Raw genomic sequence first — 23629 nt, 5'->3', positions numbered from 1 at the left:
TCTCCTCCTCAGAATTGCTTTTTCCGTAAAGCTTCCTGGTAAATCTTTAGATACTGCTTTGCCGACCTGTCCCAGGAAACATCTGTTTTCATTGCGTTTTTAACTACTTTACCCCAGTGATCTTTTTCTTTCTTGTAAAAATATACTGCTTTTGCTACAGTTTCAAGTAAATGTGCCGTGTCATATTCTCTAAAACCGAATCCATTACCGTCTCTTGTTTTTGGATCGTACTCCTTTACTGAATCAGCAAGTCCACCGGTATAACGAACTATTGGCACTGTACCATATCTCAAACTGTACATCTGACCCAATCCACATGGTTCGTATCTTGATGGCATCAGGAACATATCGCTTGCCGCGTAAATTTTCTGTGCCAAATCTACATCGAATTTCATGTTGCTGGAAATTTTCTGCGGGTATTTTTTCTCAATATTTTTAAAGAATTCTTCGTATTTCTTATCTCCTGTTCCAAGTACGACAAACTGTATGTCGAACATCATCATGTAATCGACAATTTTTTCTATAAGATCAAGACCTTTTTGATCAACAAGTCTGTTTATCATACCTATGAGGGGTACATCGTCCCTCACCTGCAGATTTAGTTCCTTCTGCAGTTCGGATTTATTCATTTTTTTCTTTTCAATATGGTCTATATCGTAATTAACATATATTCTTTTATCAGTTGCTGGATTGTATTCTGAATAATCGATTCCATTCAGAATACCATACAGGTCTTCTGCTCTTAGTCTGAGAACACCATCGAGTTTTTCGCCAAATTGTTCTGTCTGGATTTCCTGAGCATAGGTTGGGCTCACAGTTGTTACTATGTCGCTGAATAATATACCGCCTTTTAGGAAATTTATTTGACCGTAAAATTCCAAACCGTCTATGTTGAATAAATAGGCGGGTAAACCTGCGAATTTCATGTAACCTGGATTAAACACACCCTGATAACCAAGATTATGGATGGTGAAAACTGTAGCTGTTCTATTAAAAAACGGATCTGTCCTATATAAAGTTTTTAAATAAACCGGGACCAGGCCAGTTTGCCAGTCGTGGGCATGTACTATGTCGAATGTTTCTGAAAGGTATTTCATGGCTTCAATTGCTGCATTTGAGAAAAAAATAGACTGCTCCGCCAAATCAGGTCCTTCATATACATTATCTGCGGAGAAATAATAATCGTTCGATATAAAATAAACTGAAACATTTGTGGCCGGTACAGTTGATTTGTACAAATCGAATTTTTCTTTGGTTTGAAGATTCGGCAAAGAGATTGCCCTGGCCACTTCTTTTATCTCCAGGCCAAGTTTTTCACAGTTTTTTGAGACAATTTTATGGAAGGGCATAAAAACAGTAACTTTTACCCCCTGTTTTTCTATAACTTTTGGTAAAGATCCGACAACATCGGCGAGTCCACCGACTTTAGCAAATGGGTATACCTCATAAGCAACCATAGCGACTCTCATGCTATCACCTCTTTTGAATTATACCATGGCTTTAAAAATCAATGATTCTTCATACCGAGGAACTCACTTAGAATATCTTCCAAACCAATTTTTATATATCCCTGATCGGATTGTAACCCAATCTCGACAAAAATTGGTAAAGGTATTTGATACGCTATGTGGGAATTAAAGACAGATCTAAACCATATTTTGTAACTGTTTTCTTTTGCGCTGAGAGTGTTTGAAAAGCCAGCTGAGAAATTTATGCTGTCAGTTGCGCAAAATCCATCTACCGTACCGATATTCAACAATGGTCCGGGAATTACCACATGTGCACCGTATTGGACAAATTCTTTAGCTGCCTGACCAAAAAGTTGAAGCAAAAAATCTTTTATCAGGAAAGCTTTTGAAAAACCAATTCGAAAATCCGGTAAAGCAGAGATCCAGAGAGCAAGATCTGGAAAACTTTGCTGATGCAATTTCCCGCCAACAGATCCTGTTGTGTAGATAACTTGCAGGTCTGGAGTCAAACTCAGTGTTTCATTGATCTCAATACCTGCTATCAAATCTACCTTTTCCGACACCGTGCTTTTATTTATTCGAAATGGTACATCCAGTTCTGTTCTTAAAGAAAATTGTTGATCTTTTTGATCGAACTGTATAGAAAATAAAGCATCCTTTCCAGAATTAAGCAAAAGTTTTGCAGCCCAGTTTTCCCACGACCAAATAAATCCAAAAATGGCGTAATTATCCATAAGATCGTCCCAAAAACCAGCGGCAACTCCTAATCCGTAATCTGTTCCTTCTAAGGATGGTGAAAAATAAGGAAATGGCAGAACAAATCTCGGTTTGATTGAATCATAGAAATATTGTTCTTCATCGAGGATAACAGATTTCAAAGGTTCTGGACTGAATTCCTTAAAAGACAAATGAATTTCGTGATCTAAAACTTTATCCTGTCTGAAGAGAGAAAAACCTCCCGGTACAGCTTTAAAATAATAGATTTTGTCATAGAGAATCAGGGAGGATATGGCATCTGTTGCAGAAATTTCCAGCAGTTTCCCATTTTCTATATCAAGCAAATATGGTGTAAATTTTCCCGAATAATCTGCACAAAAATAAAGTGAATTAGAGATAAGTTTTGGCGATACCTCTGTAAATATATTGTTTGTCAGATTCATTATGTGCGCTTCTTTATCAATCATGAATAAATCCACCTGATTTTGTGTTTTTGCAGTAAAGATAATTTTATCTTCTGATGCAGTTATCTGGAGGGGTATTAAGTTTTCTTTTGGCTCGAGGATCTTTCTTGTTTCTCTGTTTCTCAAATCATATACTTCTATAGTTCTCTGACCATTTTGCTGCCTGATCATTGCAAGTTCAAAATCATTCATCCAGGCTATATCAACAATGCCAGTTATTTGAAGGTCTTTCACGCTTCCGGAATAAAGATACAATTTTGAGATTGATGATCCATTTTCATTTGCATACCTTGCTATGGCAATCAATCGAGTTCTGTTAACTGCAAATGATATTACGTTATCAACGTCTATTAATTTGACATTTTCTTCAGCAAAGGTGTCGTAATAATAAATTGCCTCCTCACCATTGTATTTCCTGGCTGCATAGTAAATTCTCCACGCATTTAGATCAAGTTTGCTTATTGAAAGAAGCGTTTCTGATAGTTTTTCGCCCTTTGTGGAATAATTCTTTATAGAAAGCCAATCTTTTATTTCTCTGTCTGAAAGTACTGTTTTCAATGATCTGTAGAAACCGGATAATGGATTTTGAGAAATTTTCTCGAAGAGTTTCATTACCGCGTCATGACCGTGCTTAGTTTCAATATACTTCAGTAATGACAATCCCTGAACATAGCTTGGGCCACCTGCAAGCCATCTACGTGAATTTATGGACGAAGCATACCTTACTCCCACGTCACTGCTTTTTGCAACATCCATGTAGTTTTCGAAAAGTGTATCACTGGCACGCCCAGTACCTGTTATATAGGTTTCAAAATACGTTGCGAGTCCTTCATGTAAATACATAGGAATAAGGATTGACTGCAGAAATGCTGGAACAGCATGCCCAAAAATTTTCAGAGGCGAAAAGTAATCTGCAAAGTTATTTGAAATAAAAAGATGTGCCAGTTCGTGGGTGAAGCAAAATGTGACCCAGTTCTTGTAGTTCGGCGTTAAAATGTACGGGTCAATATCGTTGGGATAGATTACTATAACGTTATTCAATGGGTTTGCAAATCCGTTTGAAATATCAGTTTTGTCAATCAAATATACAACGGGTCTTTTTGCAAGATGAAGGTTGAATTCTTCTGATAATTTACTGTAGATTTTATCGGCTTCCTGGGCAAGCAAAAATGCTTGTCTTTCAAGCCCTTCTTCAAAGGCGATATCAACCCACAGAGTTTTTATCATTTTGAATTTTCCCATTCCAATTGCTAAACTGCAAGCCATAAGTATCGCAAAAACAAATTTCTTCATTCAGCTTTTCTCCAGTTCTTTAAAAATATAATTCACCACAACTTCGATTGCTTTATCGTTATATCCACCCTTTGGCACTATTATATCTGCTTTCCGCTTGGTTGGCTCCACATGAGCATCGTGCATTGGTTTGACTGTTTCGAGATACTGATTTATCACCGATTCCATTGTTCTTCCTCTTTCTTTAACATCTCGCATGAGTCTGCGAATGAATCTTATGTCGCTTTCGGCATCAACATAGACCGACAAACCGTACAATCTGCTGATCTCTTCGTAATAAAGTGCAAAGATTCCTTCAACAATAATCACGTTTTTCGGGGAAAAATGTATCTGCTCTTTTTTTCTAACGTAGTTTACGAAGTCGTATGTCGGTATCTCAACTGAGTACCCTTTTAGAAGATTCTCAAGGTGTTCTTTCAGTAATTCATGTTCTATAACATTTGGATGATCGTAATTAATCTTTTTTCTCTCTTCAAAGGTTAAATGACTCATGTCTCTGTAGTAATTGTCCATTGGCAGAAGGGCGCATTTTTGCTGACCAACTTTTTTGATTATTTTGTTTGCAACGGTAGTTTTTCCAGAACCTGTTCCTCCACCAATACCTATCAGCAGCATTTTATACCTCCTGAGAATAATCATATCAGATTTCTATTTTTACATCTGTTTGATCCATATCTTAACAATTAAGTGTATAATATACTGGCTTTTGAAAAAAAGCACGTCTTCAGATCCCAAACCCCGGTGCCCTCTCTGCAGGGTCGGTGAGGGAGTTGAAGAAGACGGAAGATTTAACCAAAACTTCAGGAGGTGTTTTAATGCCGGTTATAACCATGAAACAGTTACTTGAAGCAGGGGTTCATTTTGGACACAGGACAAGAAGGTGGAACCCCAAAATGGCTCCTTATATTTATGGAGCCCGTAAAGGTATTTATATCATTGATCTTCAAAAAACTCTGAAGCTTGTGGAGGAAGCCTGTGATTTTGTGAAGTCCAAAGCAAGCGAAGGAGCAACAATGATTTTCGTTGGGACCAAAAAACAGGCTCAGCATGTTGTAAAAGAAGAAGCTGGAAAGTGCGGTGCTTTTTATGTTAACAACCGATGGCTTGGAGGTCTCATAACGAATTTCAAGACAATCAAACCGCGCATCGATAAGCTTATAGAGCTTGAGGAAATGGAGAAAAACGGTGAGCTTGCAAAATTGCCCAAAAAAGAGCAGAGCAGGCTCAGAAAAGCTTTAGAAAAGCTCAGAAAAAACCTCGGGGGCCTCAAAGCTATGGACAGAATACCAGACATAATTTACGTCATAGACCCGAGGAAAGAGAGAATAGCTGTTGCAGAGGCAAATAAAATGGGAATACCAGTTATAGGAGTAGTGGATACCAATTGTGACCCAGATCCTGTTGATTTCGTTATTCCGGCGAATGACGATGCCATCAGATCAATAAAATTGATCACCTCTAAAATAGCTGAAGCTTACCTCGAAGGCCGCGAAGGCGTGTCATTCACCGAGGAAACGCCTTCTGAACCAATTCAGTCTGATTCCAGTGAAGAAGAGGAAGGTTCGCTCGACATATCTGACCTGTTTGAAGATACAGATCTCAAAGAGGAGGAATAAATAAGGAGGCTTCTGCCTCCTTTTCATTAGATTATGAGGGTTTTTTTCAAAACCTACGGTTGCCAGATGAATCTCAATGATACTGAAACTATGGCAGGGATACTTTCTCAGCATGGTTATGAGGTAGTAAATTTGCCAGAAGAAGCAGACATTGTTATATTGAATACCTGCGTTGTTCGCCAAAAATCCCAGGAAAAATATCATTCTGCCCTTGGACAGTTTGTTAAGCTGAAAAAGTCTGGAAAGATAAAACTGATAGGGATTGCTGGTTGTGGTTCAAATCTGGAAGGGGAAGAATTAATAAAAAGCGGAGCAGATTTTGTCATTGGATCGCGATCAATTGGGAAAATTGCTGAGGTTCTTCAGAAGGCTGCCAGGGGAGAAAAAATTGTCTATCTCGAAGATGATATTTGTACCGTGGATTCTAAGACGCCAAGAATGAGGTTTTCCAAACATCATGCGTGGATAACTATTATTCACGGATGTAACAGATTCTGTACGTATTGCATCGTACCTTATACGAGAGGCAGAGAAAAGAGCAGACCATTACCGGATGTTCTGTTAGAGGTTGAAAAACTTGCGAAGAACGGTGTGAAGGAAATAACATTTCTTGGACAAAATGTAGATGCGTACGGGAAAGATTTAAAAGATGGGACAAATCTGGCTTCACTTATCGAACAGGCAGGCAAATTTGAGCAGATAAAAAGAATATGGTTTCTCACATCTTATCCAACTGATATTACTGATAAATTAATAGAAACTGTTGCTGAAGACCCCAAAGCCGCAAAATCATTCCACATTCCGGTTCAATCCGGGAGTAATAGGATTTTGCGATTGATGAATCGCAGATACGACAGGGACCAATTTCTTCAGTTAGTGGAAAAAATAAGAAGCAAGATACCCCATGCCTCTATAAGTAGCGACATCATAGTTGGTTTTCCAACCGAAACTGAATATGATTATATGCAAACAATGGACCTGGTCAGGAAAGCCCGTTTCGAGAGACTTAATCTTGCTGTGTATTCACCAAGACAGGGCACAGTAGCAAGCAAGTATTTCAAAGACGATGTACCGAGAGAAGAAAAGGTTCAAAGATTAAATAAATTACTTGAGTTGCAAAAACAGATCAACAGAGAACTCAATATGCAGTACCTCGGGAAAGTTGTTGAAATAATAGTTGAAGGAAAGACAAAAGAGGGTTTGTATTACGGCAGGGATATCAGAAATAAAGTGATCATTTTTTCTTCTCAGGAAGTTTCTGAAGGAGAAAATGTTTTGCTGAAGATTGATAAGATAACAGCAGGTCCTCTGTATGGAAAGTTGCAAAAAAAATGCGGGCTCTAAAGCCCGCCAAAGCCGTGGGGGGTGTATCTCAAGGGGGATAGGGGGGTTTCTTCATTTTCTAATTAAATTGTATCCACTTCAAGTTAAAAATACTATCACTTTAAGTTCCTATGTAACAACGTTTCTGTTAACAAAATACTAAGACAAAAATAGTCTAATTTTTTTCTCTCAATAAATAGACGCTTATGTTGACTAAAAGGTTCAAGAAACCATATACCCAGTTTTATTTTTGATCTAGAAAATTGTTTATTACATCTTCGAGATCCGGTTTACCAATTTCCTGCAGTTCATACCTGACTCTTACCGCAGGTTTATTGAGTTTCATAACTCGTCTCAAATCTATTGGTGTACCAATTATAACCAGATCTGCGTTCGATGAGTTGATAGTCTCTTCCAGTTCTTTTATCTGTTTTTCTCCATATCCCATGGCTGGTAGTATCAGGTCAAGATGATTGTATTTTTTATAAGTTTCTACTATAGATCCAACTGCAAAAGGTCTTGGGTCAATTATTTCAGAAGCTCCAAATTTTTTTGCCGCTACAAATCCTGCACCGTACTTCATCTCGCCATGTGTTAGAGTAGGCCCGTCTTCTACCACAAGCACTTTCTTTCCTTTTATTACTTTGTAGTTTTCAACAAAAATTGGTGAACTCGCATCAACAACTATTGCATCTGGGTTCCATTTTTCTATATTTTTCCTGACGATTTCAATGCCTTCCATTGATGCTGTCTCTTCTTTATTTATAACTACAACATCTGCCATGAGAAGATTGGTCATACCGGGGTAATAACTTGTTTCATGACCAGGCCTGTGAGGATCTACCACAACTATTAGCAAATTTGGTTTGTAGAAGGGAAAATCGTTATTTCCTCCATCCCACAAAATCACGTCTGGATTTTCTGCTTCGGCGCTTTTTAAAATAGCTTCATAATCAACACCGGCGTAGATGACTGAATTCCTATCGATGTGTGGTTCATATTCTTCTCTTTCTTCAATTGTACATTTATGTTTATCGAGATCTTCATAAGTTGCAAAGCGTTGCACTTTCTGCTCTACCAGGTTTCCATAAGGCATAGGATGCCTTATCGAAATTACTTTAAGGCCTTTTTCTCTCAGTATATCGAGAACCCTCCTGGTGGTCTGGCTCTTTCCACATCCTGTTCTTATTGCGCATATTGCTATAACAGGTTTGCTTGATTTTATCATTGTGTGCTTTGGCCCCATTAATTTAAAATCTGCACCAGCTGAAGTCACAATTGCGGCTTTTTCCATAACGTACTGATGTGGCAGGTCGCTATAAGCGAGTATCACTTCATCAACATCATGACTTTTGATTATTTCTGTCAGCTTTGATTCTGGCTCAATTGGGATACCATTTGGATAGAGTTTTCCGGCAAGTTCTGAAGGATAAACTCTTCCTTCAATATCTGGAATCTGTGTCGCTGTAAAGGCAACCACTTCATATTCTTCGTTGTCTCTGAAGTATGTGTTGAAGTTGTGAAAATCTCTACCTGCAGCACCCATAATGATGACTTTTTTCCGCACAATACTCACCTCCGAGGTCTTTGATGTAATTCCTCCTGGTAGTATACCAATCATGGGATAATTGTGTCATTTCCAAAATATCACCTGAAAGTTTCGATAACGATGATTAGGTAAAAAAAGTACCTGCAAGGCTCAAGTATGCTCACGTATGCTCGAGTATGCTGCCTTTGCTTTTCGTGAACTGTTTATCTTATTTTCGATATTTTTTGTTCTGTAAAAACCAGCTAACAAAGAACAGCACACTGATTAAAACTAATGGAGTACATATGATCAGGTAAGTGAGGAATGATTGCCCGCGGGCAACAGTCAGGTAAATTGCAGGAAAAATTATAAACAAAATACCCCCTATCCACTCTCATTTCCATGAGATGATCAGTGCAACGAGCAGGATCGCGGTGGGTATAAGATGGATCAGGAATGCCAGAATCGATTCTGATACGGTAACTTTTTCGCTGAATGCGTCAAAAGCAAATAGGCTTATAAACAGAATATATGCAATACATAGAACTCTCGGTATCCAAAATAGAAGCCTGTTTTTGTTCATTTCAACCACCTCTAAATTCATTATACTCTTGAGCATTGATGCAATTTTTGATATAACCATCTTTTAGATGAAAAAAAGATCTGATATCATAACGTTTGTTTGGAATCGGGAGGTGTTTAAATTGAAAACTATAGGCATAATTGGTTTTGGCGCGAGTGCTATAGGTTTCGTTCAAGGATTAATCGATAGTGGAAAAATCGATAAATACGGGATAACAATTTTTGAAAGAGGCAGAGATCATATGCATAACACCATTTCTGGTGTTAGAATGGACGGAAAAATATTTATCTCAAGAAATATGGGAGGGGATCTACACATTCCGGCGGATATTCAAGCAAAGATAGTGGAATTCTATCTTTTGCATTCAGGGTTTAAACCCTCTATGAACGATAGAAGAAATATAATCCAGTACCTCCGTTCTTTTGAGAAAGATGGGAAAAAAATCGAATTTGGCGAGTCGTTTTCAAATGAAGAGGTGTATCGAAATTTCTACCATTATGGGTTTGAACCAGTAAAAGCCTATTTCTTTCATCTGGGTACAGATGTACTAAAACAGACAAATACAAGTATATACAGTTATTTTTCATCGTTCAAAAACATAGATTTTTCTTTCAACACAATCGTTCAGGATGTTCAAATTAGCTCACCGTTCAAGGTTATGACAAACCATGGGGAATACTTTTTTGATGAACTTGTAATAGCTGTTGGAAGAAGTGGACATAGTTTAATGGAACGTATAAAAAAGCAATATCCCGATCTCGTGAGTGAAAATTATTATGTTGATATAGGTGTGAGATATGAGTTGCCGGATCATGTAATGGAAAGGTATTCGGATATGTATGAAGTTAAAGTCAGGTATAAAACAAGGACAGGATACATGTGCAGGTTATTTTGTCAGAATCCATCGGGTAGGGTTACTCTCGAGAAGTATGAAGATTTTACCACTGTAAATGGCTTTTCAGACACTTACCAGAAAACGGAAAACACTAATTTCGCGGTTCTGGTGACAACCAGGTTCACAGAACCGTTTAAAGATCCAACCGGATATGGGAAGAATCTCGCAAAGCTTGCAAACATACTCGCCGGAGATGATAGAAAAGTCTTACTTCAAACCTATGGCGATTTTAAAGAACACAGAAGAACAAAAAGACTCTCCAGAGTGTACCCCACTCTTGATGAAAATAGCTTTATTCTTGGAGATGCAAACCTTGTTTTTCCATCGAAGATAAGAGAATCTATAATAGATTTTATCGAGAACCTCAACAGAGTTATTGATGGCGTTTCCTATTTTGATAATCTTCTATATGCTGTTGAGGTGAAATTTTATTCGAACAAGTTCAACAACAATATAGTTGAGAATCTTCACGTAATAGGAGATTGTTCTGGCTGGACCAGGTCTATACAATATGCAACATCCATGGGATATATGCATGCATGCTCTAAAACCACTTCTTTTTCTTGAAATAAAATATCATTGTTATAACCATGCCTGCCATCAAGAAAAGAACGAATGGATATCCAAATTCCCATTCAAGCTCAGGCATATGGGCAAAATTCATTCCATATATGCCCACAATGAAAGTCAGTGGTATGAAAATGGTTGCTATGATAGTTAAAGTTTTCATAATTTCATTTGTTTTGTTACTTACACTTGATAGATAAACATCTAATATTCCAGACGATATATCTCTTAAACTTTCAATAATGTCGATAATTTGCACAGTGTGATCATAAACATCTCTAAAGTAGATGACAGAACTTTCCAGCACAAATTCACTTCTGAGAAGTTTTGCCAGCAGTTCTCTCAATGGCCAGATCGATTTTCTCATCGTTATGAGGTTCTTTTTCAACTGGTTTATTTTTTGAACAGTTTCCAAAGATGGTTTTGATACAACCTCTGATTCGAGTTCTTCCAGATTTTCATCCAGATGCTCAAGAATCAAGAAATAGTGATCAACTATAGCATCTATAATCGCATATACGAGGTATTCACTGCCGCTTTTTCTTATAATACCATTGGCTGCTTTTATCCTGCTTCTCAAAGAATCAAATACATCGCCAGATTTTTCCTGAAAAGTAAGAACGTAATTCTTTCCAAAAACTATGCTGACCTGCTCCGATTCAATCTCACAGGATTCCTGATTGTAAGTCAACATTTTTAAAACGATAAAATTGTATGTATCAAAGTGCTCGATTTTAGGCCTTTGATGAATATTTAGAATATCTTCCAGACTCAGAGGATGTATACTGTAGTATTTGCCTATTTTCTGTATTGTTTCCGTATTATGCAAGCCAGTGATATTTATCCAGCTTACTGTAGGAGAATCTTTAAATGAAAAGGATGCCTCTACATCAGTTTCCTGAATTTCTCTGAAATTATTTTCATCATAATCAAGAATTGAGATTTCAAAATGATTCTTTTCTTTTCCAGTATATATGAGTGTCCCTGGTGGCAAACCAAGTTTTTTTGCATAATTTTTTGGCGTCATATTTAACATCTCCAATTTATTGGATAACAAATCCGACTCTGGTTAATTCTTCCTCAGGAGAAAAATCCGATATTGTATAAAACATCCCGGTTCTGTAATTTGAATCAACCCCGATTTTCTGCTGCCATTCATCAATTTCAGTAACATCATAAACTATGCCGTTTATCCCCACGAAAGATTTCATTAAATCTTTTGATATGACTTTCACTTTTGTTCCGTTAAAGTGCTTCAAATCTTCCCTGCTGAAAACAAGCAACCCTACCGGGTAAATACGATTTAACATATCTTCATGCCCGGGTCTTTGCAAAATTTCAAATGTCAACTCGCTGCCCATAGGATAACCGAAATGAACACCTTTTTGTACAGTTTTAGAATCAGCCATATCATACACAACACCAAAGGCAGAAACATAATTTTTCGTACCATCTTTCCCATATTTACCAAGTTGAGTATAAGTGAAAACAAGTATTCCAAATGGCCTCATTTGATCAAGTTTTACAGGTCCATGAGGAGATAATTTCAAGATCTCGTATGTTAACTCCTGACCAGCGCTGTGCATATTTCTGTGAGATCCATCTCGCCATAATTTGGAAGAAGATACATCGTAAACAACTCCGTTAACAGCTACCAGAGCAGTATTTTTCTTTCCATTGTAAAGAGCAAGCTCGTCAATTGTGATCACAAGAATGCCTGCAATTTTTTCTTTCGAAAGCAGATTCTGATCGACGTCGGCTTTTGTTCTAAATTTTTCTTCGGAAGGCATTTCATAAACAATACCTTCTACTGATGTATAATTTTTGTTCTTCATAAAGGTTTCAAGACTTATTAAAGGCAATTTTCCATCAAACTCACGAATGTTAAAAGTTTTTAAATCAAAACTGAGGGAAATAGCAGAAATCACAGTGAGAGCTAACAAAAGTAGTTTTTTCATTGTTACACCTCCTGAAAAATGATATCATATTATTTTTTCATTTGCAAAGAACACATTTGTCATTTTTACTTCTGTATTTCCTGATCAGAGGATGATAAAATATTTTTGATTTGATCTGGGAGGAGGCAAGAAAATGGCACCTGTGAAAATCAGTATTATCGGGGCAGGAAGTGCGGTTTTTTCTATGAGGCTTGTTAACGACCTCTGTAAAATTTCTGGATTAGCAGGAAGTCTTGTTTCTCTAATGGATATCGACGAAAAGCGGCTTAACGCAGTTCATAATCTGGCAACAAGATATGTAAAAGAGCTTGGGGCTGATTTGAGATTTGAGAAAACCACGCAGCTCGAGGTTTCACTTAGAGATGCAGATTTTGTGATAAATACGGCTATGGTAGGGGGACATTCTTATCTCGAAAAAGCGCGCAGAATAGGTGAAAAGCACGGGTATTACAGAGGTATAGACACGCAGGAATTAAACATGGTTTCAGATTATTACACCCTGAGCAATTTTAACCAGCTTAAGTTTTTTGTCGATCTGGCAAAGTTGATGGAAAATATATGCCCGAATGCCTGGCTTTTGCAAACTGCAAATCCCGTTTTTGAGGGAACCAATTTAATCAAGCGCTGCTCTGATATTAAAGTAGTTGGCTTCTGTCATGGCCATTATGGAGTTCATGAAATAGTTGAGGCACTTGGACTTGACATCAAAAGAGTTGACTGGCAAGTAGTGGGTTTTAATCATGCTATCTGGCTCAACAGATTTTCGTACGATGGTGAAAATGGATATGATCTAATTGACAAATGGATCGAAGAAAACTCAAAAGACTGGAAGCCAAAAACACCGTTTGATCTTCAATTAAGTCCTGCTGCAATTGATATGTACAGATTTTATGGTTTGATGCCCATAGGAGATACTGTCAGAAACAGTACGTGGAAATATAATTACGATCTTCAATTGAAGAAAAAATGGTATGGAGAACCGTGGGGCGGAGCTGATTCAGAGATAGGATGGCAATGGTATCAGGAAAGATTGAAAATGATAACCGAGGCGATAGATTATCTATCTTCCAACAACGCTTTGAAGCTTTTGTCTTTGGAATCATATTTGAAATTTTTGCCGAAAGGCTCTGTACCCGAAGAATTGAAAGAAGAAATCAAGATTTTTACATCAAAAGACGCTCTGAGTGGCGAGCAGCATATACCTTTTATTGACGCAGTGGTGAATAACAACGCTCAGAGGTTTGTTATAAATATTCCGAATAAAGGTTATCTATCTCAGATACCTGACGGAGTTGTTGTGGAAGTACCCGCATTGGTTAATAAAAGTGGCTGGCATGTGGAAAAAATAGATCCTCCATTGAATGAAAAGGTTGTAAAAATGTATTTGATACCAAGGATGCTCAGGATGGAATGGGCGCTTGAAGCTATTATGAATGGTGATAAAGAGATTCTTGTAGAAATTCTTTTAAGAGATGTCAGAACACAATCTTACGAGCAGGCAGTGGAAGTTATAGAAGAGATCCTTTCTTTACCTGAAAACGAACCGATGAGAAATCACTATAGCAAGAAAAAGAGATTGTGATATACTTAGTTTTAGAACTTTTTGTGATTTTGAAGGGAGGAATTTGAATGAAAAAGCTGCTTGTGCTCTTGGCCGCTTTGGTTGCAGTGGTTGCGATGGCTCAGGTGAATCTTGATGTCTATGGTAATTATAATTTCCTGATCGCCGCAACCCCAGTTGAAGCAACCAGTACAAGTTACGTTTCTTTTGGTGCTCTTATAACTTATGAAGTGTCCGAAGGCGTAGAAATAGGTGGAGGGGCAGGACTTGCTTATTTTTTGCCTGACGCAACATCAGCCTCGGCTTTGCTCGGTGTGAACACGCAGTATGCACTTGATTTGATTGTTGGTGCAAAGTATATCTTACCGATCGACGACTTTTCATCTGTTGTAATCAAGGGCTATGGTGGATTATCGATACCAGGTATAACCGATTTCAATAACTTTGGTTATCTGGTTGGTATTGGCGCAGCTTACACGTATGATATGGTTGATTTCTCGATTGGAGCCGGCGCTGGTATAGAGATGAGAACCTACGGTTCAAACAACTGTACAGCGATACCTGTTGGAGCCAGTATAAGCATCAGGTTTTAAAAATATTGAAAGCCCCGCTTAAAGCGGGGCTTTATTGTGGTCAGGTTTATGAAAACTAAGCTTACCCAACAACTTTCACATGGGCTGCCTGGGGACCTTTAGGACCATCTTGAATCTCAAACTCAACTTCCTGACCTTCCTTGAGGGTCTTAAAACCGTCCATTTCCAGTGCTGACCAGTGAACAAAGACGTCTCCACCCTCCTGCTTTGTAATGAAACCATACCCTTTCTTGGGGTCAAACCATTTTACAGTACCTTTCATGATGCTACTCCTCCTCGTAAAAACGAAGTAACCCTTCACGGGCTTAAAAAATTATACGCTTTTGGAAGAAAAAAGTCAAAATCTACCGAAGTATCCACTGAACTATCATAAAATACATAATTATTCCAGAAACATCGACTATAGTTGTCAACAAAGGGCCTGCCATTATCGCAGGATCTATTTTAATCAGACGGGCGAGGAATGGCAAAGCCGCCCCAAGAGCATTTGCAAAGATTACAACCACCATAAGTGCTACTGAAACTGCTAATCCTATTTCAAGGGCTTGACTTATCATCATGGATCTGAAGAATAAGACTATTCCAAGTATGGCACCAAGAACGAGTCCTATAGCTGTTTCTCTGAGAAGAACCTTCCACCAATCTTTAAGTTTGATGTCTCCAAGCGCCATGCCTCTTATTACAAGTGCAGATATCTGAGAACCTATGTTCCCGCCCGTGTCCATCATTGTAGGCATAAAAGCAGCAACTATAGGTAGAGAAGCAAGAAAGTGCTCAAATTTTGCTATTACATTACCATTTATGCTCTCCATCAAAAGTAAAGCTATAAGCCATGGTAATCTTTTGAAAATGAGCTTCCAGCCACTAAGGTGTAAATATGGTTGTTCAGTTGTCACGATTGAGCTCATTTTTTGAATGTCTTCTGTGGCTTCTTCATCGATAACATCTACAATATCATCTATAGTAATTATCCCTATGAGCCTCTGTTCACTATCCACAACAGGGATTGCTATCAAATCGTATTTTTTCATTATCTGGGCTACTTCTTCCTGGTCTGTTGTTGCATAAACAAAAACTGGTTCGGAATCCATTGTTTGTTCCACGTATAAATCTGGTTCTGAAAAAATCAGGTCCTGCAATTCAACAGTACCAAGCAGTATTCTCGATTTATCTATTACAGGCATCAGATGAACAGTTTCTTTGTCTTTACCTTCTTTTCTAATTTTCTCCAGAGCTTCGCTGACTGTCATATTCGGGTTTAATTCAAGGCATTTGGGAGTAGTTAAACGTCCAGCCGAGTTTTCAGGATAATTCAGCAAGGATAAGGTTAATTTTCTTTCTTCCGGGGTCAGAAAGGAAAGAAGCTTATTCACAACATTCGCAGGCATTTCTTCGAGCAATTCTGCTCTGTCATCCGGGTCCATAGAAGAAATAATTTCACTTAATCTTTCTTCTTTAAAGAGCTCTATGAGTTCCATTTGGTCATCTGTTTCAAGTTCACTGAATACCACGGCTGCCTGGTCTTTGGACAAGAATCTAAAAACAATTATTTTTTCATCTGCCGGGAGCTCTTCAATCAATTCAAGGATTTCGGCGGGTTCCTGTTGAGAAAGAATGGTTTTCAAAGTCCTGAAATCACCGTTTTCAATAAGTTTCTTGATATCAACCTGGACTTTTACTTTCATCAATTCACCTCCTTAAAAATTTACGGTGGTAAACTAAAAGAACTACTGGTGCTTTCCAAGACAATTCACCTCCTAATAATGATCTACACAGATATTTTACGCTTTGAAACTTCTGTTAGTTCACATGGTTTTTAAAGATATGAACACTCGAAAGTTACAAAATTAATTCAAGGCATTTGAGAGTCAGGGGTTTTGAAAACGTAAGTGTTATTAATCAATAACCTCGCTCGCCGCTTTTTTCAAGCGATTCATAACAGAAAAGAGTATGCCCTGAGGTTCTAAGCCAATCACTATGACCGATTCTGCATTTAGAGAATCTACTTCGCGAAGCACATGAAATAAATTTTGAGCTATCGTGAATGGCTCTCTTAATTTTCCCATTATTATTGTTTTGCGCCCATAGAATCTATCTGACATTTCTTCAGGACAGATGATTGGTGAATCTGGGTGTTTGCTCAAAACTTCATCGAGTTTTTTCTCGTTGATTACAAGGATAAGAGGTTTATCCGGTGCATAATGCCTGTAGGCCATGCCAGGTGCAAGAGGTTTAACTGGTTCATTCTCTTTTTTCAGAAGAAAATCCGGGATATAAAGATTAGGTACTATCTTCTTTATTTCCTCAATTGTTGCAGGTCCCGGCCTTAACAGGACAGGATAGTCCCTTGAAAGATCGACGATAGTTGATTCCAAACCAAGCGGCGTTTCACCACCGTCTATTATTACATCAACCGAGCCGTACAGGTCAGCTATCACGTGCTCGGCTCTTGTTGGGCTTGGTTTTCCAGAGAGGTTCGCGCTTGGAGCTGCTACTGGTGTACCGGAAAGCCTTAAAAAAACCTGTGCGACTGGATGACTTGGCATTCTGATGGCAACAGTTTCAAGCCCACCAGTTACTTCTCTCGGTACATTCGCTTTTTTTCTGAAGATGAATGTTACCGGTCCAGGCCAAAAGACATCCATTACATACGAATTTTGCTCTATATCTCCTTCTACCAGCTCTTCAAGTTGTTTTTTGTCGTATATGTGAATTATCAGAGGATTGTCTGCGGGCCTGTTTTTTATTTGAAAGATTTTTAATACGGCACTGATGTTAAAACAATCTGCGCCAAGTCCATAGACTGTTTCAGTAGGAAATGCGACGACACCGCCTTCTTTTATCGTCTGTGCCGCTTTTCTCAATATACCTTCGTTTGGATTGAGTGGATCTACTTTTATCAATGTGGTCATTTTGGCTCCTCCAAATACAGTTTTTCAAGCTTTTTGCCATATTTGTTCTCCATGAACGTACACGGCTATCGGATCATCTTCCAGTTTCAATGGATTTTTTTCGTAAATTGCAAAATCAGCTGCATAACCTATTTCTATTTTGCCAATATTCCTCAGACCAGTTGTTTCTGAAGAAGCATATGTGTACAAATTTATTGCATCCATGAGGTGAAATCCCATCCTTAGAGCTGATTCAATTACATATTTGGGGTCATGTGGTGAAACAGGTGCGTCAGTCGAAAAGGTTACCCTGTATCCTTCTTTGAATAATTTCAAGAAATCGTACTTCAATCCATAAAATTCCTTAGATATTCTTCGTGATATTAATTCCTGATCTTCAAATGCAAAATGTGGTTGCACACAAAAATAGGTGTCTTTTAAATATTTTAGGTCTTTTTCATCTATTAGCTGAGCATGTATAAGTCTGTTTTTCGGATAATTTTTGAGTGCCATTGCCACTTCATGGACTGCAGCATCGCCTATCGCATGTATACATAACTGAACTTTTTTTCTGCTGCATATTTCAGCAAATCTCTCTATTTGCTGTGAGTTTGCCAAACACATGCCTCTGTAGGATTTCTCATCCGCATAAGGTTTGCTGAGATATGCGGTTTTACCGCCAAGAGATCCATCTGCGAATATTTTCACGCCTTTTACATAAACTCTTTCTGTCAAAACTCCGAATTCGTTGAATCGTTCTAAATCTTCTATTCTGGAAAAATGAAGTTTTTCAAAAATTCTGATCCTTGATTTTTTGAGAATTCTTTTCAGTTCGTCCCAGCTCAAGCCATGAAGGTCGTCCGAGTGAACAAATGTGACTCCGTGTTTTAAGAACTCTTCCTCGCCAATTTTAAAAAGCCTTTCGGCATCTTCGTTGTTCAAGCGTCCTCTGATTTTTTCCAGTTCGTCCTCTTTGAAAATTCCATCTTCTTTATACATATTGATCAGATTCATAGCAGATTGATTCAAAACAGCCACATGCCCACACTTTCGTGTTAGAACAACTGGTTTTTGAATTTTATCAAGCATCTTTTTATCTGGATAACCTCCGAGAGTTTGTTCACTCCAGCCTCTGCCAAGAATTATTTTTTTGTCTTGTTTTATCAACAATTGGAACAATTCTTCCTGGGAGCAGATTTTTTCAAGATTTAGATGTTCACATTTTTGACCAACACCCAGAATGTGCGCATGAGAATCCACGAAACCGGGCATGACATACATTCCTGAAAGATCTATAACAGGTCCAGATGAGCTATCGGTGAAGATACCATTTTCAACAAATAGATCACTTTTTTCAAAATTACCGTTTCTGTAGACAGCACAGTTTCGAAAGATCATTTTCTCACCTTCAAAAGAGTTTTTTCTCTATTTGTTCGAGTTTTTCCTTATCCAGCTCGTAGAAGCCATCTTCCCTTGTGCACCATGCTGGCAATGGAAAACGAACAGTTATAGGGATTCGCATAAAAGGCTGATCGACTATAACTTCGCCTTGTTGTAAAAGGGATGCTCTTTGTTTTTGCTCAGTTGTTAGATGAGAATATTCCGGTTTTTCCAGTTCTGCTCCTTTTTGCCTCCCAACTACTGTGGTTGAGGACTGAGTTATTATTCTGTAATCTACTTCAGAAGCCGTCTGTTCTGCGCCTATAAGTATCACGCGGAATGATCTGCCGCGCTCTGCTATATCTCTGAAGATATTTCCAAGAGGTCCGCCCCCATGCCGCGGGGCATATTTGTTGAGTTCATCGAGAAATATAAAAACAGGATCTTGGTCTGTTTTTTCTTCTCGCGATCTCATAATTTCAACAAGTACAGCGCCCACAACAAAAGATTGAATTCTTGGTCTTAATTTTGAAATATCTATTACTGTGACCTGACCTGGTTTATCCCAATCAATTCTGTGTTGGTCTTTCAGACCAAGTTCATCAGATAAAAAGTTTGTTTCTGCCCAGATCAGGTCCATACCTATATTTTTTATAGATTTTAATCTTCTAATCATTGCGGAAATAGTGGCTTTTCCTCTGAGTTCCTCTTCAATTTTTTTGGAGAGTTCTTCGTCCTTAGAAAACATTTCTATCAGGTTGTCTATCCCTTCGGGAATTTTTGCCTGGGTAACTATATCGAAGCCATTTGAAATAGCTGTGCGGAGGATCACTTCATCGCTGTTTGATGATGTGATGCAGTTGTTGGCTTTGCAGAATTTAATAGCCATTCTGATGGCTTCTTCAAGCCGCTCGTAGAAAAATTCCTGAACGGTTGTTACAGCAAGCTGGAGGTTTTGATTTGACTCAAGCTCTTCAGGATCGAACATCAGCTCAAATAACCCCATTTTGAAGATGTCAATAGAATCCCAACCATATGCAAATACACCATCATATCTTTTGTTTGACCATGGTGTTAACGTCTTTTTTGATTTCCTTGGCGCGTAAAATTTCACAGTTTCGAAAGGCTGAGGTTTAATTTTCATTGCTTCGTACATTTTTACCCATTCTTTTCCTGATTCGTCTTGCTGAGAATTTCGCCAATCTTTTGACCATTTATCTAAGAAAAGTAGCCCCTCGCCTTTTACATTGAAAATTACAAATCGTGAGCGAGACAGATATCCCATCAATTCATTGTCTTCACGGAGCCTTCTACCAGTATCGAGAAAAGATTTCACAAGAAATGTCGCATAAGAAGTTTTGGATGCAACCCCAGATTGTCCAGAAATGTTTATATGTGCACCATTTTCGCCAAGAATATATCTGATATCAGCATAAGCAGGTCTACCATTTTTAAAAACACCTATAGGTACTGCCATACGTTGTTTGATAAGTTCGTCAAATCCAAAAGCGATATCTATCTCTTCTTCACTTGCCATGAAAACCTCGGTGCCTGGTGGCGGGGGTACCTGCGGTGCATCAGAAATGAGCTTGCCTTTTTCTTTTCTCAACATGCGCGTGGTTGTTATGGTAGCTGTATAAAAAACAAATGCTGGTGAAAGACCTTTTAGAGCTATTTCTTCTTCATAGCCTGAATTAGGACCAAAATCCCATTTTGCATTAATTTCAGTAACAATTCCATAATAAACAATTTCTCCGTACGGTTTGTAAGAGAAAACTACTTTCACAACATCATCTATCTGAACCATATGAGTGGGTTGATTTTGTGATTGATACAACCGCACAAAAAATCTATATGGGGTCGAATTATTTATGCCTGTCACGACACCTACTGTCATTTAATTCGCCAACCTCCTTTTGAAGGCTAATTGCATCATACTACCTACTGCTAGAGGCGTTTTTGGCGCAGTGAATATAATTTTTTTGCCAAACTGGACACGCCCAGTTATTCCAAATAATTCCTCGAAAACCTCAAAAACACCTTCTTTTGGTAACACAATTTTTTCATCTGCTTTTAAATAGCAATGCATCTTATCTGAATTTTCGTCTATGCTTTCTATAACGAATTCCAGCAGATAATCTCTTCCTAAGAGCTTTGAAACATTATCTATATCTCCGTGCTGTATAAGTTTTCTCAGTAAAGAACTGCTTATTCTGTTACCCTTCAGATCAGTTATATCACTGAAAATCTCCAGTTTGGTGCCGTTTTGTGAGCACAATCTTCTCAAGAGTTCTATATCTCCGGTTGCATTCTTGCCAAATTTGAAATCTTCTCCAACAACCAGAAATTCGGCATCAGATAAATATTCTTTGAAAAAATCTTCTGCCGGCATATCTTTTATTTCAAGTAGATCAAGAACTTCTATATATTGGGCAAATCTTGAAATCTCAGCTACTCTTGAAGATATAGGCATTATTAATCCTTCAAAGTTTTCGTCGAAGAAATCAAATGGATAAGAAACCACATAGACAGTACTTGTTATTTTATATTCCTCTGAAATTTGCTGGACTCTTTTCAGCAATCTTTGATGACCAAGATGAACACCATCAAAAACACCAACAGTTACAGCTGACTTCTTCACGTAAGATTCCCCCTGAAAACCTTCAGAGGTTTCAAAAGGTTTTCATCAGCTTCTTTTTTCATCAATGTTCTTATAAACGATGATTTTCTCTCGGTTCTGGCTATGCATATCAGTTCGTTGCTAAATATCACCTGAACCAGACTATTTTTTTCGAATTCTTCGAATTTTTCTATATCACTTACTTTAATTTTTGCTCCGTTAAAAGCTTTCCCGAGAGCTTCTCTCTTAAGAATCACTTTCGGAAAATCAAGAATTGATGATAGTTTTCTCAAATGCTTTAGAATTTCCAGTTCATCGATTTTGAAAACATCTATAGCTTCATCAACACTGAACGAGCCTGTTGATAGTCTTCTCAGTTCAACTGCTACTGCTCCACAATTCAGGGCATATCCAACGTCCATGCATAAAGACCTTATGTAAGTACCCGGTGAGACTTTTGCTGTGAATGAAATATCGCAACCTTCAACAGAGATATCTTTTATTTCATATACAGTCACTTCCCGGGGTGGTAATCTTATTATTTTACCTTTTCTTGCAAGCTCGTACAGTTTCTCACCTTTATATTTTCGAGCAGAATAGGCTGGCGGAACTTGTTTATAAGTTCCTGTAAAGGATTTTAGAACCTCAATAATCTGCGATTCAGTGACATTTACAGGCCTTTTTTCAACAATTTCGCCAGTAATATCGAAGGTTTCTGTTATTATCCCAAGCCTCATTTTCACCCGATAAACTTTTTCATGGTTCATCAGATATTCGAGTACTCTTGTCCCATTTCCGACACCGATTATCAAAAGCCCTGTTGCAAACGGATCAAGTGTTCCTGCATGCCCGACTTTCCTCACACACAGCTTTTTTCTCACTTCATTGACTACATCGTGAGAAGTAATTCCTTCTGGCTTGTCAACAAGCAAGATCCCATTTGGAATCACTGAGTTTCTTCCTCCTTAATCTTGTTAAGCAATTCCTGTATTCTCACACTGGCTTCAATTCCCGGATCTTCCTTGAATCTAATTTGAGGCGCCGTGTACAGATCAAGGTTGTTGGCTAAATATGTTCTGAAATAACCTTTTATTTTGTCCAAATACTCAACAGTTTTAACCCGTTCATCTTTATCACCCATGGCACTGACATAAACATCAGCAAATCTTTTATCATTTGATAGTTCTACACGGGAGATAGTTATGATCTGTCCGGAGATCTTTGGATCTTTCGCTTCTCTCAAAGCTTCAGTAATAAGTTTCATGATTTCAGATTCAAGCATAGCTTTTCTGTAATCAGGTCTCATTCAGGACACCTCCTGTTCTATTTTCATAAATTCCTCCGCCGCCTTTAATTTATCTTTCATTTTATCTGCATAATTGGTTAAAAAGCGGGGTTTTATACCAAGTATATTCAAGGCAAAAGAGGATAGCTTTAAACCTCCGTAAGTATACGAATTGCCGTGTTTCATAAGATTGATAAAAAAATCAGATATGTGTACCATGGCAACTACATCCGAATATACAGAATCTGCAAAATTATTCGGTACATGGTGACCCGCGGCAGATTGAACTACTATCTCTGGAAGATTCCACTGCTCTATCATTTTACCACTTATCATGGCGTGATTTGGAAGATTTAATTTTTCTTCAGCCTGTGAGAACGAGATTCCTAAGTTCTCTGTCAGTTTTGCAACAGCGCTGAATGCATCGGGTGAAATGTAGTCAAGTGCAACTTTGCCAATATCGTGAAGTAATCCTGCTATGAACAGTTCTTCTTTGTTGGGGTAGCCTGTCATTTGAGCCAGAAGCTCACAGCCAACCGCGACACCAAGAAAGTGTTTCCAAAGTTGCATGTGATTTATAGAGGATTTCTTATTTCCTTTTAAGACTGAGCTGTAGGTGAAAACACTTAGAGCGATATTTCGAACTGTTTTAAATCCCAAGATCATTATGGCTTCATTCAAAGCCACTATTTTGCGAGGCAAGCCATAATACGCTGAGTTGACAAGTCTCAGTATTCGAACAGTTAAACTCGCATCGAGTTTAATGACCTCGGATAATTCCTTGGCGGAAGCGTTTGGATCAGACGCGACAGATATTATTTTCTGTACAATTGGATCCGGCGTCGGTAGCTCTTCAATTTTGCTCAAAATGTCTTCGAAATGCATT

21 protein-coding genes and 1 pseudogene are annotated in these 23629 nt (G+C 38.1%); 6 read left to right on the top strand and 16 right to left on the bottom strand.

Annotated features, from left to right (window positions below):
• Positions 1–8: 8 nt before the first annotated feature.
• From TEL01S_RS07125 to udk, 3 genes are read right to left on the bottom strand one after another with little or no spacing between them, the layout of a single operon-like run.
• Complete coding sequence (locus TEL01S_RS07125) at positions 9–1469, bottom strand: glycogen synthase (protein WP_012003430.1); 1461 nt, start codon at positions 1467–1469, stop codon at positions 9–11.
• A 38-nt stretch (positions 1470–1507) separates the two neighbouring features.
• Positions 1508–3943 (bottom strand): gluzincin family metallopeptidase, encoded by a 2436-nt coding sequence (locus TEL01S_RS07120; RefSeq protein ID WP_028843893.1) that lies wholly within the window; start codon positions 3941–3943, stop codon positions 1508–1510.
• Entirely contained in the window at positions 3944–4558 is a 615-nt protein-coding gene (gene udk / locus TEL01S_RS07115; protein ID WP_012003428.1) for a uridine kinase, read from the bottom strand. It abuts the gene before it with no gap.
• Between the two features lie 200 nt (positions 4559–4758).
• Between udk and rpsB the strand changes: the two genes are divergently transcribed.
• Positions 4759–5559 (top strand): 30S ribosomal protein S2, encoded by an 801-nt coding sequence (rpsB, locus tag TEL01S_RS07110; protein WP_012003427.1) that lies wholly within the window; start codon positions 4759–4761, stop codon positions 5557–5559.
• A gap of 33 nt (positions 5560–5592) precedes the next feature.
• Entirely contained in the window at positions 5593–6903 is a 1311-nt protein-coding gene (gene miaB / locus TEL01S_RS07105) for a tRNA (N6-isopentenyl adenosine(37)-C2)-methylthiotransferase MiaB (protein ID WP_012003426.1), read from the top strand.
• Between the two features lie 223 nt (positions 6904–7126).
• On the opposite strand, the gene TEL01S_RS07100 is transcribed toward miaB, so the two are convergent.
• Positions 7127–8449 (bottom strand): cyclic 2,3-diphosphoglycerate synthase, encoded by a 1323-nt coding sequence (locus tag TEL01S_RS07100; RefSeq protein ID WP_232504351.1) that lies wholly within the window; start codon positions 8447–8449, stop codon positions 7127–7129.
• A 190-nt stretch (positions 8450–8639) separates the two neighbouring features.
• Positions 8640–8936 (bottom strand): annotated as a pseudogene (locus TEL01S_RS11220) (DUF7670 domain-containing protein).
• Here TEL01S_RS11220 and TEL01S_RS11165 point away from each other — a divergent pair.
• Together TEL01S_RS11165 and TEL01S_RS07090 are read left to right on the top strand one after the other, a co-directional pair.
• Entirely contained in the window at positions 8845–9060 is a 216-nt protein-coding gene (locus TEL01S_RS11165; RefSeq protein WP_028843895.1) for a hypothetical protein, read from the top strand. The pseudogene TEL01S_RS11220 and the gene TEL01S_RS11165 sit on opposite strands and share 92 nt — an antisense overlap.
• 54 nt (positions 9061–9114) lie before the next feature.
• Positions 9115–10455 carry an FAD-dependent protein gene (locus TEL01S_RS07090; protein WP_028843896.1) on the top strand — a complete coding sequence of 447 codons (1341 nt, stop codon included), beginning with the start codon at positions 9115–9117 and terminating at the stop codon, positions 10453–10455.
• Here TEL01S_RS07090 and corA read toward each other — a convergent pair.
• Together corA and TEL01S_RS11090 are read right to left on the bottom strand one after the other, a co-directional pair.
• Positions 10433–11482 carry a magnesium/cobalt transporter CorA gene (gene corA / locus TEL01S_RS07085; protein ID WP_028843897.1) on the bottom strand — a complete coding sequence of 350 codons (1050 nt, stop codon included), beginning with the start codon at positions 11480–11482 and terminating at the stop codon, positions 10433–10435. The two genes, TEL01S_RS07090 and corA, sit on opposite strands and share 23 nt — an antisense overlap.
• A gap of 16 nt (positions 11483–11498) precedes the next feature.
• On the bottom strand, positions 11499–12413 hold the full coding sequence (locus tag TEL01S_RS11090) for a cytochrome b5-like heme/steroid binding domain-containing protein (RefSeq protein ID WP_070104242.1): 915 nt from the start codon (positions 12411–12413) through the stop codon (positions 11499–11501).
• A 133-nt stretch (positions 12414–12546) separates the two neighbouring features.
• On the opposite strand from TEL01S_RS11090, the gene aglA reads away from it, so the two are divergent.
• Together aglA and TEL01S_RS07070 are read left to right on the top strand one after the other, a co-directional pair.
• Positions 12547–13995: an alpha-glucosidase AglA gene (aglA, locus tag TEL01S_RS07075; RefSeq protein ID WP_028843898.1), complete on the top strand. Its 1449-nt coding sequence runs from the start codon at positions 12547–12549 to the stop codon at positions 13993–13995.
• Between the two features lie 47 nt (positions 13996–14042).
• On the top strand, positions 14043–14567 hold the full coding sequence (locus TEL01S_RS07070; protein ID WP_012003419.1) for a hypothetical protein: 525 nt from the start codon (positions 14043–14045) through the stop codon (positions 14565–14567).
• Positions 14568–14628: 61 nt separating this feature from the next.
• Here TEL01S_RS07070 and TEL01S_RS07065 read toward each other — a convergent pair whose 3' ends face one another.
• The 9 genes from TEL01S_RS07065 to TEL01S_RS07025 all read right to left on the bottom strand — a co-directional run bounded on the left by TEL01S_RS07065 (position 14629) and on the right by TEL01S_RS07025 (position 23628).
• The gene (locus tag TEL01S_RS07065; RefSeq protein ID WP_012003418.1) at positions 14629–14829 is read right to left on the bottom strand and encodes a cold shock domain-containing protein; all 201 of its coding nucleotides are present in this window, start codon (positions 14827–14829) and stop codon (positions 14629–14631) included.
• An 82-nt stretch (positions 14830–14911) separates the two neighbouring features.
• A complete protein-coding gene (mgtE, locus tag TEL01S_RS07060; RefSeq protein ID WP_028843899.1) occupies positions 14912–16252 on the bottom strand; it encodes a magnesium transporter in 1341 nt (446 codons plus the stop codon).
• Positions 16253–16462: 210 nt separating this feature from the next.
• Positions 16463–17479, bottom strand: a complete 1017-nt coding sequence (locus tag TEL01S_RS07055; protein ID WP_028843900.1) for an L-threonylcarbamoyladenylate synthase — start codon at positions 17477–17479, stop codon at positions 16463–16465.
• Positions 17480–17503: 24 nt separating this feature from the next.
• Entirely contained in the window at positions 17504–18856 is a 1353-nt protein-coding gene (locus tag TEL01S_RS07050) for an amidohydrolase (protein WP_028843901.1), read from the bottom strand.
• A gap of 10 nt (positions 18857–18866) precedes the next feature.
• Complete coding sequence (locus TEL01S_RS07045) at positions 18867–20735, bottom strand: ATP-binding protein (RefSeq protein ID WP_028843902.1); 1869 nt, start codon at positions 20733–20735, stop codon at positions 18867–18869.
• On the bottom strand, positions 20736–21479 hold the full coding sequence (locus tag TEL01S_RS07040) for an FAD synthetase family protein (protein WP_028843903.1): 744 nt from the start codon (positions 21477–21479) through the stop codon (positions 20736–20738).
• Positions 21476–22408, bottom strand: coding sequence for a tRNA pseudouridine(55) synthase TruB (gene truB / locus TEL01S_RS07035; RefSeq protein WP_012003412.1), 933 nt, complete (start codon positions 22406–22408; stop codon positions 21476–21478). Before truB ends, TEL01S_RS07040 begins: the two co-directional genes overlap by 4 nt.
• Positions 22405–22764, bottom strand: coding sequence for a 30S ribosome-binding factor RbfA (gene rbfA / locus TEL01S_RS07030; protein WP_012003411.1), 360 nt, complete (start codon positions 22762–22764; stop codon positions 22405–22407). The genes truB and rbfA overlap by 4 nt, the downstream gene beginning before the upstream one ends.
• On the bottom strand, positions 22765–23628 hold the full coding sequence (locus TEL01S_RS07025) for an HDOD domain-containing protein (protein WP_012003410.1): 864 nt from the start codon (positions 23626–23628) through the stop codon (positions 22765–22767).
• Position 23629: the final 1 nt, after the last annotated feature.

Source organism: Pseudothermotoga elfii DSM 9442 = NBRC 107921, from assembly GCF_000504085.1.
GTDB classification, from domain to species: Bacteria; Thermotogota; Thermotogae; order Thermotogales; family DSM-5069; genus Pseudothermotoga_B; species Pseudothermotoga_B elfii.
The sequence above is the reverse complement of the archived record's forward strand: the minus strand, read 5'-3'. Positions and strand labels throughout refer to the sequence as shown.